At 65.7% G+C, this 15,112-nt stretch carries 18 protein-coding genes; 3 read left to right on the forward strand and 15 right to left on the reverse strand.

The features are described from left to right. Nucleotides 1–558: 558 nt before the first annotated feature. The 4 genes from Q9R47_RS01640 to Q9R47_RS01655 are packed head-to-tail and all read right to left on the reverse strand — an operon-like array spanning nt 559 to nt 2,849. The gene (locus tag Q9R47_RS01640) at nt 559–1,095 is read right to left on the reverse strand and encodes a PD-(D/E)XK nuclease family protein (RefSeq protein WP_311231450.1); all 537 of its coding nucleotides are present in this window, start codon (nt 1,093–1,095) and stop codon (nt 559–561) included. Beyond that, nucleotides 1,092–1,538 (reverse strand): CFI-box-CTERM domain-containing protein, encoded by a 447-nt coding sequence (locus Q9R47_RS01645; RefSeq protein WP_311231451.1) that lies wholly within the window; start codon nt 1,536–1,538, stop codon nt 1,092–1,094. Before Q9R47_RS01645 ends, Q9R47_RS01640 begins: the two co-directional genes overlap by 4 nt. 7 nt (nt 1,539–1,545) lie before the next feature. Further along, complete coding sequence (locus Q9R47_RS01650) at nt 1,546–1,821, reverse strand: hypothetical protein (RefSeq protein ID WP_311231452.1); 276 nt, start codon at nt 1,819–1,821, stop codon at nt 1,546–1,548. Beyond that, nucleotides 1,818–2,849 carry a PRTRC system protein D gene (locus tag Q9R47_RS01655; RefSeq protein WP_311231453.1) on the reverse strand — a complete coding sequence of 344 codons (1,032 nt, stop codon included), beginning with the start codon at nt 2,847–2,849 and terminating at the stop codon, nt 1,818–1,820. Before Q9R47_RS01655 ends, Q9R47_RS01650 begins: the two co-directional genes overlap by 4 nt. A gap of 1,255 nt (nt 2,850–4,104) precedes the next feature. Between Q9R47_RS01655 and Q9R47_RS01660 the strand changes: the two genes are divergently transcribed. Continuing rightward, a complete protein-coding gene (locus tag Q9R47_RS01660; RefSeq protein ID WP_311231454.1) occupies nt 4,105–5,202 on the forward strand; it encodes a phage integrase N-terminal domain-containing protein in 1,098 nt (365 codons plus the stop codon). Nucleotides 5,203–5,206: 4 nt separating this feature from the next. On the opposite strand, the gene Q9R47_RS01665 is transcribed toward Q9R47_RS01660, so the two are convergent. The 9 genes from Q9R47_RS01665 to Q9R47_RS01705 all read right to left on the reverse strand — a co-directional run bounded on the left by Q9R47_RS01665 (nt 5,207) and on the right by Q9R47_RS01705 (nt 12,188). Beyond that, on the reverse strand, nt 5,207–5,560 hold the full coding sequence (locus Q9R47_RS01665; protein WP_311231455.1) for an H-NS histone family protein: 354 nt from the start codon (nt 5,558–5,560) through the stop codon (nt 5,207–5,209). A gap of 96 nt (nt 5,561–5,656) precedes the next feature. Beyond that, the gene (locus tag Q9R47_RS01670) at nt 5,657–5,875 is read right to left on the reverse strand and encodes a hypothetical protein (RefSeq protein ID WP_311231456.1); all 219 of its coding nucleotides are present in this window, start codon (nt 5,873–5,875) and stop codon (nt 5,657–5,659) included. Beyond that, nucleotides 5,872–6,717 carry a PRTRC system ThiF family protein gene (locus tag Q9R47_RS01675; RefSeq protein WP_311231457.1) on the reverse strand — a complete coding sequence of 282 codons (846 nt, stop codon included), beginning with the start codon at nt 6,715–6,717 and terminating at the stop codon, nt 5,872–5,874. The genes Q9R47_RS01670 and Q9R47_RS01675 overlap by 4 nt, the downstream gene beginning before the upstream one ends. 53 nt (nt 6,718–6,770) lie before the next feature. After that, nucleotides 6,771–7,484 (reverse strand): PRTRC system protein A, encoded by a 714-nt coding sequence (locus tag Q9R47_RS01680; RefSeq protein ID WP_311231549.1) that lies wholly within the window; start codon nt 7,482–7,484, stop codon nt 6,771–6,773. Continuing rightward, nucleotides 7,484–8,224: a PRTRC system protein B gene (locus Q9R47_RS01685; RefSeq protein ID WP_311231458.1), complete on the reverse strand. Its 741-nt coding sequence runs from the start codon at nt 8,222–8,224 to the stop codon at nt 7,484–7,486. The genes Q9R47_RS01680 and Q9R47_RS01685 overlap by 1 nt, the downstream gene beginning before the upstream one ends. Before the next feature lie 26 nt (nt 8,225–8,250). Beyond that, entirely contained in the window at nt 8,251–9,300 is a 1,050-nt protein-coding gene (locus tag Q9R47_RS01690; RefSeq protein WP_311231459.1) for a PRTRC system protein F, read from the reverse strand. 11 nt (nt 9,301–9,311) lie between these two features. Continuing rightward, on the reverse strand, nt 9,312–9,755 hold the full coding sequence (locus Q9R47_RS01695) for a PRTRC system protein C (RefSeq protein ID WP_311231460.1): 444 nt from the start codon (nt 9,753–9,755) through the stop codon (nt 9,312–9,314). Nucleotides 9,756–9,850: 95 nt separating this feature from the next. Beyond that, complete coding sequence (locus Q9R47_RS01700; RefSeq protein ID WP_311231461.1) at nt 9,851–10,339, reverse strand: PRTRC system protein E; 489 nt, start codon at nt 10,337–10,339, stop codon at nt 9,851–9,853. Between the two features lie 109 nt (nt 10,340–10,448). Continuing rightward, on the reverse strand, nt 10,449–12,188 hold the full coding sequence (locus Q9R47_RS01705) for a PRTRC system ParB family protein (protein ID WP_311231462.1): 1,740 nt from the start codon (nt 12,186–12,188) through the stop codon (nt 10,449–10,451). 143 nt (nt 12,189–12,331) lie between these two features. Between Q9R47_RS01705 and Q9R47_RS01710 the strand changes: the two genes are divergently transcribed. Further along, a complete protein-coding gene (locus Q9R47_RS01710; protein WP_311231463.1) occupies nt 12,332–12,997 on the forward strand; it encodes a hypothetical protein in 666 nt (221 codons plus the stop codon). After that, entirely contained in the window at nt 12,997–13,707 is a 711-nt protein-coding gene (locus Q9R47_RS01715; protein ID WP_311231464.1) for a PIN domain-containing protein, read from the forward strand. The genes Q9R47_RS01710 and Q9R47_RS01715 overlap by 1 nt, the downstream gene beginning before the upstream one ends. A 168-nt stretch (nt 13,708–13,875) precedes the next feature. Here Q9R47_RS01715 and Q9R47_RS01720 read toward each other — a convergent pair whose 3' ends face one another. Together Q9R47_RS01720 and Q9R47_RS01725 are read right to left on the reverse strand one after the other, a co-directional pair. Beyond that, entirely contained in the window at nt 13,876–14,307 is a 432-nt protein-coding gene (locus Q9R47_RS01720; RefSeq protein WP_311231465.1) for a hypothetical protein, read from the reverse strand. Then, nucleotides 14,265–15,070, reverse strand: a protein-coding gene (locus tag Q9R47_RS01725; RefSeq protein ID WP_311231466.1) for an IS5 family transposase whose coding sequence is annotated in 2 segments (ribosomal slippage) — nt 14,265–14,746 and nt 14,746–15,070 — 807 coding nt in all. Because the reading frame shifts where the segments join, the coding sequence is not laid out codon by codon here. Before Q9R47_RS01725 ends, Q9R47_RS01720 begins: the two co-directional genes overlap by 43 nt. Between the last annotated feature and the right edge of the window lie 42 nt (nt 15,071–15,112).

Consider the following 15,112-nt stretch of genomic DNA (forward strand, 5'->3'; position numbering starts at 1 on the left):
CCCCCGCGACACAGGTACAAGTCCCCGGGGGCATTGATCGATCGGCTCGCTTCGCCCTTTGTCCGATCCCTGCGAATCGAAGCCGCCGGTGGATCAACGACGGGCTGACGGGTACGCCCGTCGATCCAGACATCGACCGGATCGGAAATCGACCGTCGGCTTTACCGCCAGCTTCTCCTGCTGGCCGGCGATAGGCTCCGAGGAACCCGGTTTCACTCCCACTCGATAATTAACTCGACCACCTTTTCCCTCTGAAGAGGGGGTTCCAAAATACGCTTGATACCGTCAGTGGTACCGTCAAAATGAGTGGGCTTTCATGACACGCGGTGAGCCTGTTGCAGGCAACAAGTAATGCACCGTGCACCTCTACTTGCTCTCTCAAGTCAAATAATGCCACAGCATGGCCTGATTTCAACAGGTCAAGACGAAGCTCAATCGATCTACGGATCAGTTTCCGCCGATAGATGGTGGCGAGTGCGGCACGTCATCAACGACATGCGTGCTGTCAACGAGCCGCGATACAACGTAGATGCTAGGCGAACCCCATCCGCATCGCCGTCATGCAGGGCGATCACACGCCCAACGAAATGCACAGCCGACACACGCTCGAACCGAGGTGGCATAAGCGGGATCAGTTCGCAGTGCCAAGATTGCACGGCGGCGCTGCGCCAGGGCAATCAACTGGCCTTCATCCAGCAACCGCACTTGATGGGACTGCCAGGGTCGGCGTGATGCCGGACCCAGAACTGTGACAAACGCGACCGGCTCCACCACTTCGCCCGTCTGATGTTCGATGGCCACCCTCTGCGCTGATAGCTGAATGATGTCCGTCAGATGAGGCTTATCCTGTCGGCGCGTCTTCAGTTCCACGAGCACCAGCGATCCCCCTGGGAGCCTGTACACCCGATCCACCTTCGCAACAAGCTGGATGGGCTCTTCGATGCGAAAGAGCTTCTCCATATAGATCAGTTCAGCATTGGCGAGCTCTCGCGGCCGGGACGCTCTCTCTCCAGATCCAAGGCGGCGGCGCCATCGTCGCACCAGCCATACCACGAGCACCAGACTGGCAAGCACATACACGGCAGACGAAGTCATGGCGACCTCCTGTCGCTCAGCGCCCGTTCACACCAAGCAACCACGACGCGCAGTATGCGGCGCACCCTGACCACAGTCGCGGGCGATCGCGCCATGATTCGACAACCCGTCGGTGCAACCCGGTAGTACGCAGCGACCAGAATCCTCCCCCAGCGCCGTCGCAGGAGCACTGCGTCACGGTATGCGCGAAGCAACTGCGTCTCCCGCGCATCCGGGCCGAACACGAAGGTGGCCACAAAGCACCGGCGATCCGCCGTCGCTGCCAGGCCCTCCTCCAAGTACCGCTGATGGGCCACCTGTCCTCGGGCCATGGCTTGCCGCTGCTCGGGCGTCGCCTGGTCACCATATAGATGTGCAAGCTGCACCCTCTTCTCGCAGAAACCCATTTCCGCAAGCTCCGTGGCGCTCACCTCATCACGCTGCGCGTATTTGCGTCTTGGCATAGCCACCTCACTCGTCCAGGCTGGGCCCGAACACGTCGTTGGTCACGGTCGCCGACTTCGACGCTTCGCTGGCCACGAGTGGAGGTGCCCGTCTGGTTTCATCCACGGCAAACACCCCGTATTGCGTCAGCAGTCCGTCATAGGCCAGCACGCGCAGCCGGTTCACGCGCTTGGCCCCTTGCGGAAACCGCACCAGTTCGTCGTACAGACGCGGGTTGTCGGCACGCGCCAGTTCGAACACCAGCCGGATCGGCTTCGGCTCGCTCTGAGGTCGGGAATTCATACAGCCTCCCCTGCCGCGCGATCCCGACCTGAGGCCATGGCGCTGGCGGCATAGTTCTGGCCCGCGATCTGGAAACCGCGCACATTGGCGAACATGGGTTCCTTGACCTCGAGGATCCGGTGCTTCGGAAACGCCGCCTTCACAGCCTTCTTGAACAGGAAGGCGCCACCGCCCACCAGAATGATGTTCTGCAGGCTCTCCGGGGTCTCGATCCACTGGCGCATCGTGGACACCGCCTGCTGGGCCACGCTCTCGGCCAGCGGCAGGTGCTTTTTCATGTCGTAGGGCTTCTGGAAGATCACCGGCGCCTTGCCGGTGCGCAGCGCCAGGTCGATGGCATCGAAGTCACGGTACGGGGTACCGATGTCCTTGGAGATCTCGGCCGCCAGCAGGCGCAGCACGTCGGACATGCCGCGGTTGATCGAGTGCGACTGCTTCTGCACCAGGCGCATGCCGCGCGTGACCAACCAGTCAAAGGTGCGCGAGCCGGGGTCGATGACCAGGCTCTGCTCGGTGCCGATGGTCTCGATCTTCTGGTGTTCGGCCGCGTAGTGGACCAGCGCACCCTGCGGCTGGGCCACGGCCATCGCCTTGGCCACCGTCACGGTTTTGCCGCCGCCGACCTGATGGCTGCCGACCATGGCCTTCTCCAGCGCGGCCTTCTTCAGGGTGAACAGCGCCACCGGTAGCCCGACGATCAGCAGGTCGACATGGGACACCTTCATCATGCTGAGCGCGCCGCGCAGCAGCGCCATGTACTCGGGCGACTCGGTGTACTCGTCGTGCAACTGCTTGGCGCGGAAGGTGTCCGCCGCCAGGCCCACGTCGGGCCCGACCTCGTAGAACAGAGGGCCGACGGGGATACAGACAGTCTTGCGCCGCTCGCTCGCCGGCCACTGCGGCGTCTCGCCGCTGGATGGATAGGCGATGGAGGGGAAGTTGGCGCAACGGATTTCGGTGCCCGTGACGCCGGTGACGAACTTGGTGTTGCCCGATCCGACATCCACCGCTCTGACGATCAATTCCATGATGGTGCTCCAAGGTGAGGAAACATGACGGCCAGCATCGGCAAGGCGGTGCGGCCACGCCACCCGCAATTCGCACGAAATGACCCAGGTTTCGGGATCAGGTGCCGCTGGCTGTCACCGGAGTAAAGGAACAGTGGCATTGCAATGACGCCAGACCCGGACTCAAGCCGCTGCGAACTGCATGTGTGTCACCACGGTCTCACCGCACTGGCAGTCGTCAACCCCCGTTGCGCACCCATCAAGCGCCTTTCGTGCAGATGCCCGACAAGGGCTTGGGACTCCCGTCCGGGACCAGAGGCAGGACTTTCGCCCGTCAAGCCCGCATGCGGCCTTGTTCTGCGTTCGTGCGGGACACTAAATTGCCCCTAGCACGCCGTCGCGTGCCCACAAGCGCCACCGGCAACGCGCTTTCCCATGCCGTCGCATTGCCACGCGGGCATTGACCCGCAAGTCCCTTTCGTCATCCACTAGAGGCTCCCGAGGGCCATCCTTGGCCCGCTCCATCGCGGAGCAACAGGCGTCGCAGTCGTTACCTGCCCTTGCAGCCCCGGCCCAGAGCCGGGGTGGCCGTCGCCCCCGAGGCGACCGCTCCGAGGTTTGTTTCGTAGAGCATGTGCCTCGACCTTTGCCAGCCCTTGCGGCTGGGCGCTCATGGAAGCGCGTCGAGGCCGTCGATCTCCCGGCCCGGCACCCGATGCCGGTTCTCGATCCCGCCATCACCCGAGCATGCGTGTTTCACGCCGCCAGCGGCTGTGCTTGCCCTCATGGGCTCCCCGCTGGTTTCCGCTCAAACGCCCGACACCGCCCTGGACTTTCGGTCAGGGGTGGACCCATGCGGTCGGATGGCGCTGCGGATTCCAGGATTGATCCACCAGTGCGCGCGAGACCCGAGCTCGTCGCCGATGCGGCTGCCCGCCCTTGAGGCGGTGGCGCGTCACACCCCTCCGTGGTCGCAGAAATGCGCGGACGGAGCCGGATCACATGTTTTCATTTTTAAGACCGACCGAGCTGGCCCGTGCAAGCGCATGGCTGGCGCAACCCTTGGGTCGGCGGCACGCGGTGTGGTCCCGCGTGTTGCCGTGCTTGCCTGACCACCCGCTCCAGCGGATGACGGAATCCGTCGCTGGGGTTGGACTTCCCGGATTCCTGACGGCGCGCCGTTCGGGCGGCGCGCCGCTCCCTTGACTTGGAGACCGCGATGACGACACCTTCACCTCGACCGACCGATCCGGCCAGCCCAGGGCGCATCCCTGGCATGGACCAACCGCGCCCCCAAGCCTGGGCAGGCAAGTCGCCCCAGGAAATCCTTGCCCGCCTGCGTCCCGGCTATACCGATCCGCTGCGCGTGCTCGACACCCTGATCGACCTGTTCAACATGCGGCACACGACACGCGAGAAGACCGTCTCGCACAAGACCCGTGCTGAACGAGCGCGCTTTCTGCGGCGCTTCTTCCTCGACCTCCAGCGCAAGGCGGGCTTCCACACCATGCCCGATCCGCGCAACCTGGGACAGAAGCACCTGCACGCGATGGTGCAGGTCTGGCAGCGAGAGCGGCTGGCGCCTGCCACGATCCAGACCTACCTGAGCTTTCTGCGGGGGCTGGCGTCCTGGCTGGGAAAGCCGGGCTTCGTGCGGCCACCGGCACGCTATGGCCTGAGCCTGGAGGAATACGAGCGTCACGAATACGCGCGGCGCGACAAGAGCTGGGACGCGCATGGCGTCGATGTGGAAACGGTTCTCGCCCAGGTCGCGCAGTTCGATGCGCGGATCGCGGCTTCGATGCGGTTGATGGACGCGCTGGCGCTGCGGCGCAAGGAATCGGTGATGTTCCGGCCCTTCGAGCACGTCGTGCCATTCGAGCAGACCGGCCTGCCCCTCGAAAGCCGCAAGGCGGATGAGTATGTATGGATCAAGGGCAAGGGTGGGCGCGTGCGCTGGGTGCCGCTGGAGACAGATGGTCAGCGCTCGGCGGTGGCACTGGCACGTTCACTGGTCACGGGCCGCGACGCGCACATGGGCAATCCCGCCCTGAACCTCAAGCGCAACCTGCGCCGGCTCGACTACGCCCTGGAGAAGTTCGGCATCACCCAGCGGCAGGCAGGCGTCACAGCCCACGGCCTGCGGCATGGCAATCTGAACGACCTGTATGAATCGCTTTCAGGTGCACCGTCGCCCGTGCGCGGCGGTCGTGCGGACGCGAGTGCGGATCGGGCTGCGCGACTGGCCGTATCAGAGAGAGCAGGTCATGCCAGGCAAAGAGCCGCTGGAGCCTACGTAGGCCAGGCATTGCCGAGGCAAAGCGCAGGCAGCAGGCAGTCCGCCGATGGGCCGGAGGCCAACCCGCCAGCCTGACGCTTCAGGCGGCGCGCAGATCGGCTTCGGTCTTGCCGCTGGCCAGGGCCTCGGTGAACCACTTGGGCTTGGGGCCGTAGCCCGACCATGTGTGGCCCGCGTCGTCCTTGTACTTGATGCGGCCTGCGGCGCGCTGGGTCTTCGAGTCCTTAGCCTTCGCCACGCCGGTGCGGGCCTTGCGCTTGGCGGCATCCAGCCCCAGGTCGGCGGCGGTGATGCCATAGTAGGCAATGGCTTCCTTCATACGGCCCACCACGCCAGCCTTCTCGTCCTCGCGGAGTTGATCGCGCTCCTTCTGCAGTCTGGCGATCTCGGCGTCGAGTTCCTGGGTCGTTCGGTGGGGAGATTTGCGAGCCATGGCAGCCTTTGTCATTGGTATGCGTTGGAATGCGTGATCGTGCGAGGCGAGTCAGACACCCGGATCACAGGCCCAGTCTATAGCAGGCCCTCGGAATCAAGTGGCGGGCGACACGTCGAACGCCTCGTCCGGGTAGATCGCAGGGCCGCGTGAACCCTTCCGGTCTTGCTCCATTTCTTCTGCCTCGTCCTCGGACAAGCCATACATTGACAGCGCGGCACACCGCGCCAGCGTCTCGTTGGACTCGGCCACCTGCCCGATATGGACAGCATGCCCGTTGCGCACCACGCGCACATTCCATTGCTTCATGCTCATGGCGCGCACTCCTCGGCAACGGCTTCCACTTCCGGCTCCTGGCGCTCGGCATCCTCGTGGCTGAAACCGAAGCGCGCCCAGGTGCGTGGATCGACCTCGATGGGGCCGCTGCGCTTGGATTCCAGATTGATGACGACACCGTGCGCGGACAGTCGCCCCTTGGAGAACAACTCATACAGCAGTTGCGCGGCGTAGCGCACCGCCACGTCGTTGACGAACAGTCCCTGGGAGGCCAGCGACATGCGCACTGAGCAGGACGGCTGGTTGTCCTCTGGCGCTGCCGCGTCGAGCAGTTCGGGAAACAGCTCCGTCACGCACGGCAGGCGCGGGCCTTGCCCCTGCCACGATGCCGCGCTGCTCTGCGGCTCGCCCAAGACCACCTGTGCGGTGGACTCGGTGTTTCCCAAGTCGAGCCAGTAGCCGTAATGGTTGGCGTCACGCCACGCGAGCTGGTGCAGCACCTGTCGCGCCGAGCGGCTGTCCACGCAACTGACCAGCAGATCGGCGCTGGCCGAGTACCGCTGGCCGAGCACGAATTCCTCGTAGCGCATGGGATGGGCCTCCCAATCCAGCCCATAGAACTGGTTCAGGCGGTGGATGGTCACCAGGGCCTTGTGCTTGCCGATGTCGGCGGCGCTGTAGAGTTGCCGCCCCACATTGGCCTCGCTGACGCGATCCGCGTCGAATGCCTTGACGTGCAGGCCCAACGGATGACCCAGGGCGCGCATCGCAATGTCCAGGCGGGCGAGGCAGGCGGCCATCTGCGCGCCATTGCCGCCCACGCCCACCAGATGCACCGCCACGCGGCGCTCCAGCAGCTTCGGATGAATCAGGTGTTCCACCAGTGCCTCCAATCGAATGTCCTGCACCCAGTCTCTCGCTGAATGGATGGCCTTCAAACCGGCAGGTGGCGCTCGCGCCAGCGCCACAGTACGCGCCGCATCCAGCCTTCGCAGCGCTGTGCCGCAGCGCCCTGCTCCGGCCATTCGCCTTGCGGCTCCCGCCACGGATGCTTGTCGAGCGGCTGGTAGAGGCCATTGATCACCAGCCGAAAACAGGCCGAGGGCCGTGGCCGGTCGAGCAGGCCGAAGACTCCCGCCACCTTGATGCCCTGGTCGTCGCGGTCGTCCTCGCCCGACCAGAAGGCCGGTGCCCGGCCATGCGTGTGCAAGTCCACCGCGACCGTCTCGTCGTCGGCCATGGCGGGACACCGATAGTGGATATGGACAGGCGAGGTCTGCTCGGCTTCGCACATCGCCAGCCGCAGTTGCCCGGTGCGGCGCGAGTAGATCAGCACCCCGGCGGCTTCATTGGGCAGGCGCTCCCTACCCGCCGCCACGAACGCTTCGATCAAACGGATGGGCAGCACGCCAAAGGTGAAGCGCAGGTGCTCCGCGACCTCGCCATACGGCAAGCGCATGGACGGTGAGCCGTGGCCCAGGGCCACGATGCTGTCGAGCCAGTCGAGCCGGGTCTGCACGAACCAGCCGTTGCGCGCCACGATGATGCGCTGGCCGTTGCCCATGTCCGGCAGCGCGCCGAAGCGCGGTGCGGCGATTACCGGGCAGGCGGCGAGCAGGGCTTGGTCTCTCGGGTCCATCGTGCCCATCATGTGGCCTCTGGTTCGCCCAGCAGTTGGCCCAGCGTGGTCTTGGCATCGACCAGCACCCGCTCGGGGAAGCGCGTGAAGGCTCCATCGAGCATGTCGCGCCAGAAGGCGTAGGCCCCGCCCCGGTAGCGCAGCAGCTTGCCCGCCACGTTGGGGTGCGTGAAGTAGGAACGCAGGAAGGCGTCGTTCCAGGCGCTGATCTTCTCCACGGTCGTGCCATGGGGCACCGGCACATTGCCCTGGCAGATATGGCCCTTGCCATCGACGTTGAAGTACGGGGCCTGGAACAACGGCGTCTGCGGCGTCGGGCGGTGATGGCCCTTCACGGCCCACACCCGCCATGTGTGGCTGGCAGCGGCGAAGATCAGTCCCGGCTGCGGCACCGTCTCGCCGCGCTCGCGCCCGCCAAACGCTTCGGCCTGCTCCGCACCCACTCTGAAAGCCACATGCCTGCGTGCCGGTGGCACCCACCACACCAGCAGGTCGCCGTGGAGGTACAGCACCGTCTCGGGCAGGAAACCGCCGTGGGCCGCGCGCTGGAGCAAGGCCCCGGCCAGTTCCCTTGCTGCCTGGGCGGTCATGGCCCGGCCCGCGCCGATCACGGGTGCGCCATCCACGGTGATGACCTCATGCACTGTCGCCAGTGCGCTGCCCGAGCGACCGTGGTACAGCAGCACCGCCTGATCCAGCTCCAGCACGTTGTCCGTGGGCGTCTGAATGGAAAACTCTGCTGCATTCATTGGGACCACCTCCTATCTATATAGATTCAGTGTCCTTGGCACAGGGCGTGGATCAAGCGGTCGATCAGCGCGATGGCCTCGAAGCGCTGGCCCATGCGCAGAAACCATGCTTGCAACGCGCCGGGGTCGTCCAGCGGGATGAGCACCTCTCCCATGCGGTCGCAGTATTCGGACTGGTGCGCCAGATTGAGCAGGTCGTCATAGATGCGCGTGGTGACGTCGCCCTCTTCCCAGGACAGCACCGCGCCGAAGCCGATGTACTCGCCGTCAATGTCGGGATGGAAGTCGTCGGTGAGCGTCAGGCGGGACAGCGCCAGCGCATCGGCGGCAATCTGGCGCTGGAGCGGATCGGTCAGCGTCCTGGCGGCGCGGCGCAGGCTGCATGGCCGCCATTCGGGCGGGCGTCTGCGCCCACCCGCGCTCTTGCCGGGCTGCACCAGCCAGCGGCGAGCCCACTCGGGATAGGCATCGTCCAGCATCCTGCGCGTGACCATCTCCTCGCGCATGGCTTCGCGGTCGGCGTCGTCGCTGTCCTCGCACATCATGTCCAGCGCCGCTTCCTCATCCATTTCTCCCTGCCAGTACACGTAGGACGCCACGTCATCGGCAATGTCCGGGGTGAACAGGGGGTACACATAGCGGCCCTGCTGGCGCAGCACCTGCAGCACCGTGGCCCCCAGGTGCGGCATGGCTGCGTTCAACGCTTCCAGGCTGCGGCCCACCGGCCACTCGGCCTCGCGGTACTCGCACCAGTACACGTCCAGTTGGGCATAAGGGGCCGGTTGCCCGCCGTGCAAGGCCGGACGGTGGCCGTGCTCGTCGAGCACGTTGATGGCGAAGCGCGGCTCCAGACAGTGCAGCGGGCCGATCTGGCGTTTGATCCAGGCGTCGATGGCGCGCTGGCAGGCTTTGAGCGGGTCGGCCTCGCCCTCCGGCAGGTCGTCTTCCCGTACCGCGCCCGATGCGATCAGGAAGCGGCACAGGGCCGCGTTCGCGCTGGCTTGGGACGTGGACGCGACCGCCTGCGAAATGCCGGGTTGCAGGCTGGGCAGCGCCAGCATGGGAGCGACAGGCATGGCCATGGCCCTCAGGGGAGCGGGGTGAGCATTTCGCTGGTGACGCTTGCGCGCTGGGCTGCGCCTTCGTGCCGGTGCTGCTCCAGGGTCTGGCGGACAAAGCGGCTCCACGCTGCCGAGCGCTTCGCCACGGGGCGCTGCGACACGGCGCGGGACAGCTTGGCCGTCGCGCTGGCCGGGCCGGTCTGCTGGGGCTGAACGCGAGCCAGCAGCGCCGCAAGGCGGGGGCCGGGCTGCCCGGACTCGCCCGCGCCCTTGGTGCCCACGGCTTTGCGGAACGTGTGGTCCTGCCGCCCGTTGGCGACCGGACCGGCCTCGACCTCGGCGCTGACCAGTTCGGGGTATTGGGCGCTGTAGAGGTCGCGCACCTCTCGGGGCGAGAGGCCGGGCACATCCGGCAGCAGGATGCCGTTGTAGGTGAAGGTGCGGACAATGGGGGTGACTTCGATGGCCATGGGCTGGACTCCTTGGGGATGAACGCGGCAACCGCCGTGGTTGCCATGTGTTCAGTCTCTCGCTGCTGGTGCCCGCATCAAGGGTGCCCGCCGACTCACCCGAACAGGTCGAAGGATTCGCCGCCAGCGGTGGCGGCTGCGGCAGGTGCCGCGCCCGCCACTGCGGCCTGCGAGGCATCGTCCTCCCCCTCGTCATCCGCCGCACTGTCCGAGGCGGATACCGCCGGGGCTGTCACGGGCTTGGCCGGTGCGGCCTTGGAGGCACCGGCCTTCACGGTGGCATCGCTGGCCTTCTTGACCGATGCCGCCTTCGCAGCCTCGATCACTTCCTTCGTGGCCTCGGCCTGCTGCGCCAGGCTCTGGCGCACCTCGCGGTAGCCGCGCAGGGCTTCGATGAAACCCGCGTCGAACTCCTGGGGCGTGGCCGTGAGGCTCAGGGGCTGGGTCAGCCCAGGCTCGCCTGCATCCTGCCGGGGCTTGGGGATCACGTTGACCGTCAGGCGGCCGGATTTCTCGTCGGCGCTCACGGTCATCGTGAGCGTGGCGCTGCAAGCCAGCGCGAACAGTTCCTCGAACATCGTCATTTGAAGCTCCTTGGTGGAATGGGGGACATGGCCCCATGCGGAGCCGTCCAGACCATGCTAGAACCCGGCTCCGTGGTGTCCAGTGGGTGTCCAGGGGCCGGTTGGCAGGTCAGGCCAGTGCCGTCTCGCGCTGTCCTTCCGGTATCGCCTTCGTGCTCTCTGCCCCATCCGCTGCACGGACCGTAGTTGGCGAGCGGGGGTAGCGCATCACGGCGGGCACCGTGCCCTGGTAGGCGAAGTCCGGCACCTTGAGCAGCGCCGCGATGAACTCGGGCTTGCGTCCCTCGCGCGCGGCCTTGAAGCGCGAGCCCATCGCCTTCTTCAAGCCCACCTCCCCCGCGAGGCTCTCCAGTTCGCTCATGGTGAACAGGTCGAGGAAGGTCTTGTCCCACTTGAAGTAGCGGCCCTCCTCCACCCCGAGGTAGTTCAGCAGCACCAGCAGGTCGCGCTCGTTGACTCCGAACGCCGCCGAGGCCGCGACCGCCTGCACCAGCCGTTCCAGGTGCTGGGAGGCCAGCTCGTCGGCGTGCGTCAGGTGAAGGGCGAGGCCCCAACCGGACTCGCTGGTCCAGCCGCCCGCGATCTTGCGCATCGCCACGCCGTACTCGATCACCCTCGCGTCACCCATATGGCCGTAGCGCGCCAGCGCGATCAGCACACGCTGGTTGCGCTCCGGCTGCGCCATGAGCGCCTGCGCGGCCCACTTGCGCCATTCAGCGATGCGGTGGCTGGTGACGCGCTGCGGCGTGTGGTTCGCGGGCTTCGGCACGGCTTTCTTCACCACAGGCTTGCCGCCGCCGGAGGCTGCGCCCTTCCCGCTCTGCGGCTCTGTCTCGCGTTGCGCCTCGCGCCGCGCCTTGGCCCACAGCGCCACCTTCTGGCTGTTGCACGCGGCATCGAAGCACAGGGAGCGCGTAACCTCGCCATAGCTGCCCGGCATCGCCGACACCGCGCAACCGAAGGACTGGCATCCCTGGCAGGACTGGTACTGCGGCGCTCCAACGCCCAACTCACCCTTGGCGGTCACGGCCAGCGGCGCGAAGCCGTCGCCCGTCTTCACGATGCGGATGACCGGGTACTCGTCGCGCAGTGCGCTAGCGCGGGCCTCGACCGCCTGCAGCGTCAGTTCCTCGAAGTGGCTCGGGTGCTGGCAGTAGCCCTCGCCGAGGGACTCCGCGAACAGGCCCGACTGCCGCGCCGAGTTGTGCGGACAGCCGCCGCACTGCGCGGTGTCGAAGATCGCGTCGGCCAGCCGCCGTGCGTAGCGGCCCAGTTGTGCCTTGAGCACGGCCACCGGTACCCTCTGCGCCACGATGCCAGCCAGCACGCTGTCCTGCTTGTCGGGCGGGATGCCCGAGAGCAGTTCGGCGTGGCCGAGCTGGATGGTGCGGGTGGTGAGCGCCTTGAGCACGGCGGGCGTGCAGGCCAGCAGCGCCAGCCGCCGCTCCAGCACATCGGGCGACCAGCCCATGAGGCGGGCGGCTTCCTCCTTGTCGCCGCGCTGGCGCAGGAGCTGGCGCTGTGCGGCGTGGGCTTCCTCGGCGGGCGACATCGCGGCACGGTGGTAGTTCTCGATCACCGACATGGCCTCGGCCGTCTCGTCGTTCGCGTCCTTGATGACCACCGGCATGTCGTAGCCGTCGCCGAAGACGTTCTTCGCGGCGCGCCAGCGGCGTTCACCGGCGATGATTTCGTAGAGGTCAGTGCCCGGCACGGGGCGCACGACGATGGGCTCGAGCACGCCAACGGCACGAATGCCTTCCTCCAGCTCCGCCATCTCGGCGGGGTCGAAGTATTCGCGGGGGTTCTTGCCCTGGACGATCCGGTGGATCGGCAGGGTCGGTTGCATGGATGGGGTCACGGCGCCTCCTGGCTGCATCGAGTGGGTTGCAGTCATCCTCCCGCCTCGCACCTCCGGTTCAACCCCCGCCGAGCCGCAACCAGCGGACGCCGATATGCCCTCTGGATCCATGGGTCATGCAGAATGTCCCGATGGCCTCTACCTCCAAGCCCTTGAACGTCTTCCGCGACCTTCTGCTACGCGGCCCTGCCGACGCCAGCGCGCAGTTGCGCCAGGCTTTGATAGATCATGCGACTGCCCCCTGGCGACACGCACCTGAGCGCGAAGAGCGCGTGCATCTCCCGGCAGTCGAAGGGAAGCCGATGGCGTTCGAACGTACCGCTTCGCCTGGCTACGAATCAGCCGGGCTGGTTCTCTTTCCTCGGCCCGATGGGCTAGAGGTCACGAACATCGTGCCCCTGGAACGCAGCGAGCTGAGCCGCCGCGCGTACAACACGATTCTTGAAGATTTCGCCGAACAGATCGCGCGGCCGGCGGCGAATTCGACCGGGTTCGTGGTCGAACTGTCCGGCAGCACGGAGCAGATCGAAGACAAACTCTCCCTGTCCGCCTTTGAGGCGCTGACCCGCTTCAGTGCGCTGGCCAATCAGTCGACGGGAGCCTCCCATCCCAAAGACCGTCAGCGCTGGTTTGATTTCGTCATCCAGGCGCATATGGAGCGCAGCGAACTCGACTCCGATTTCCTCGAGCGCTGGCTCATCGAGTCTGAGGATTGGCCGCAAGCTCAGGCGAGCGATCTGGCCATTGAGTACGAGCGCTCCCGCGCGCTGCTTGCCCGGTTCGAAGAGACCGCTTGATGGCCTTGTCGCCCCACGAGGCCGACCGGATCGCGCAGGCTGGGCTGCCCGTACTCTGTATCGACACCTGCAGTCTGCTCGATATCGTCCGCGATCCGTTTCGAGAAACATCCCTGCCACACAATGCCGCCGCAGCGTTGGCCCTCCTGCAAGCCATGGAGGCTGGCACCTTGCTGATGGGGCTCCTGGCCGATCAAGTCCGTCAGGAGTTCGGCACGCACTTGCAAGGCATCGTCGACGAAGCGGGCCGCGGCCTGAGCAAGCTGCGCGAGCACATCGAGCGTGTGGATGGATTGGTCAGTGCCTTCGCGGCACCCGTTCGAACCGACATCCGCCATTGGGATGCCCACATCGCGAATGCGACGGCAGCGCTGCATCGCTGGATCGCGGCTTCAGTGACCGCACCGCAATCGCAGGACGTTCCAATGCGCGCGTTTTCTCGCGTCATGCATGCGCGCGCGCCTGCCCGCAAAGGCAAGGATTCGCTCGCCGACTGCGTCGTGCTTGAAACCTACCTGGAGGCAGCGGCCGAACTGCGGCAGCGGGGTCTGGCCGCCCCTATCGTTTTCCTCTCGTCCAACGTCCAGGACTACACCGTTGCGCCTGCACGCAACCTGCTGCATCCAGAGATTCAAGCCGAGTTCGCCCCCCTCAACATGGCATACGCCACCGGACATGGGATGGCGAAGCGGCTGCTGGGAGTACCGTGACACGGCTTCGGCCAAGCGACTTGTGCATGCCCGAGACTACATGTCCATGCGTGTGTCCCTGGCCGTCGTCCGCGTGCTGTTGAAGCAGCTCCCCTGGGGAGACCACAAGGCAACAGGCAGTCCACGCGAATGCTCCTTGGCCTGCCTGCTCGCCGCTTCAGCCTGCAGCTACTTCGGCGACTTGAATGCAAGAAAGTCTTCCAATGCGTGAAACTCCAACTGCTTGGGCAGCTTGGCCGGCGTCAGATAGTCCTCGATATCGGCAAATATCTTGGCGTGGTCTTGGAGATCCTTGTCCGTGTAGACGATCACGGGGATTCCTCGCTTGCGGAAATAGGCCTTCAACTTCGACATCTCCCTCTCGAAATTGGCTTGTGCCTCTTCGTTGATGGCCTTCTGGGTCTTGCCCTTGGTGCCGGAAAGAAGGCCATGCGTCGACCATGGAGACAGCTCGAAACCGACCTTGGACAGCGTGTACGGATCGATGACGGTGAAATCCAGTCGATGCTCGTGCTTGACATCTTTGCCGCCATAGCGCAGTTCGGGAATAAGAGTCGCTAACAAAACTCTGCCAATGAGCGGACGCAGATGACGCTGCAAGCCAGGCTGAGCAATGCAAGATGAGTCTGGATGCTGCGCTCGAAGCGCACACGCAACTTGCCAAATGCCGCCAGCCAGGCATGCGTTCGCTCCACCACCCAGCGATGACGCCCGAGCCGGTCATTGCGCTCGATGCCCCGGCGGGCGATACGGTCCTGAATCCCACGGCGCTTGAGATGGTCCCGGCAGCGATGGAAGTCGTATCCCTTGTCGGCATGCAGCCGCTCAGGCCAACGTCGTGGCCGGCCCGGCAGGCCTCGGACAGCAGGCAAGTCGTCGATGAGCTCTTCGAAGACGACCGAGTCGTGCCGGTTGGCTCCCGTGACGCAGAACACCAGCGGGATGCCTGCTCGGTCGGTCACGATGTGGCGTTTGCTGCCGAGCTTGCCCCGGTCAGTGGGGTTGGGGCCCGTGTGCGGGCCCCCCGGGGGCTGGGCACGCTGGCCCCATCGATGCTCGCGCGGCTGAAATCGAGGCGGCCTGCGCCTCGCAGCTCGGCCAGCAGCATCAGGTGCAGTTGGTGCCACACCCCCGCAGCCTGCCATTCGCGCAGCCGGCGCCAGCACGTCATGCCGCTGCCAAAACCCAGTTCCTGGGGCAGGTCCTCCCAGGCGATGCCTGTGCGCAGCACGAAGAGGATGCCGTTGAGGGCAAGCTCGTCATCCAGGCGGGGACGTCCTCCCTGAGGTGAGGGCTTCACTACCGGCAACAAAGGCTGTAGCCGTTTCCATAACGCTGAGTTGATCTCTTTCTTCCTGCTCATGCGACGTCGAACGCATCACCCGCTCAATGCGATGACAGGTAT

The organism is Acidovorax sp. PRC11 (genome assembly GCF_031844105.1).
Lineage (GTDB): Bacteria > Pseudomonadota > Gammaproteobacteria > Burkholderiales > Burkholderiaceae_C > Paracidovorax.

What these genes read in the sequence shown, in the direction of transcription:
- Q9R47_RS01690 (WP_311231459.1), bottom strand. Translation starts at nt 9,300, where the DNA reads ATGCCTGTCGCTCCCATGCTGGCGCTGCCCAGCCTGCAACCCGGCATT.
- Q9R47_RS01705 (WP_311231462.1), bottom strand. Translation starts at nt 12,188, where the DNA reads ATGCAACCGACCCTGCCGATCCACCGGATCGTCCAGGGCAAGAACCCC.
- Q9R47_RS01715 (WP_311231464.1), top strand. Translation starts at nt 12,997, where the DNA reads ATGGCCTTGTCGCCCCACGAGGCCGACCGGATCGCGCAGGCTGGGCTG.
- Q9R47_RS01670 (WP_311231456.1), bottom strand. Translation starts at nt 5,875, where the DNA reads ATGAGCATGAAGCAATGGAATGTGCGCGTGGTGCGCAACGGGCATGCT.
- Q9R47_RS01655 (WP_311231453.1), bottom strand. Translation starts at nt 2,849, where the DNA reads ATGGAATTGATCGTCAGAGCGGTGGATGTCGGATCGGGCAACACCAAG.
- Q9R47_RS01645 (WP_311231451.1), bottom strand. Translation starts at nt 1,538, where the DNA reads ATGCCAAGACGCAAATACGCGCAGCGTGATGAGGTGAGCGCCACGGAG.
- Q9R47_RS01700 (WP_311231461.1), bottom strand. Translation starts at nt 10,339, where the DNA reads ATGACGATGTTCGAGGAACTGTTCGCGCTGGCTTGCAGCGCCACGCTC.
- Q9R47_RS01650 (WP_311231452.1), bottom strand. Translation starts at nt 1,821, where the DNA reads ATGAATTCCCGACCTCAGAGCGAGCCGAAGCCGATCCGGCTGGTGTTC.
- Q9R47_RS01695 (WP_311231460.1), bottom strand. Translation starts at nt 9,755, where the DNA reads ATGGCCATCGAAGTCACCCCCATTGTCCGCACCTTCACCTACAACGGC.
- Q9R47_RS01685 (WP_311231458.1), bottom strand. Translation starts at nt 8,224, where the DNA reads ATGAATGCAGCAGAGTTTTCCATTCAGACGCCCACGGACAACGTGCTG.
- Q9R47_RS01710 (WP_311231463.1), top strand. Translation starts at nt 12,332, where the DNA reads ATGGCCTCTACCTCCAAGCCCTTGAACGTCTTCCGCGACCTTCTGCTA.
- Q9R47_RS01660 (WP_311231454.1), top strand. Translation starts at nt 4,105, where the DNA reads ATGGACCAACCGCGCCCCCAAGCCTGGGCAGGCAAGTCGCCCCAGGAA.
- Q9R47_RS01680 (WP_311231549.1), bottom strand. Translation starts at nt 7,484, where the DNA reads ATGGGCACGATGGACCCGAGAGACCAAGCCCTGCTCGCCGCCTGCCCG.
- Q9R47_RS01665 (WP_311231455.1), bottom strand. Translation starts at nt 5,560, where the DNA reads ATGGCTCGCAAATCTCCCCACCGAACGACCCAGGAACTCGACGCCGAG.
- Q9R47_RS01640 (WP_311231450.1), bottom strand. Translation starts at nt 1,095, where the DNA reads ATGACTTCGTCTGCCGTGTATGTGCTTGCCAGTCTGGTGCTCGTGGTA.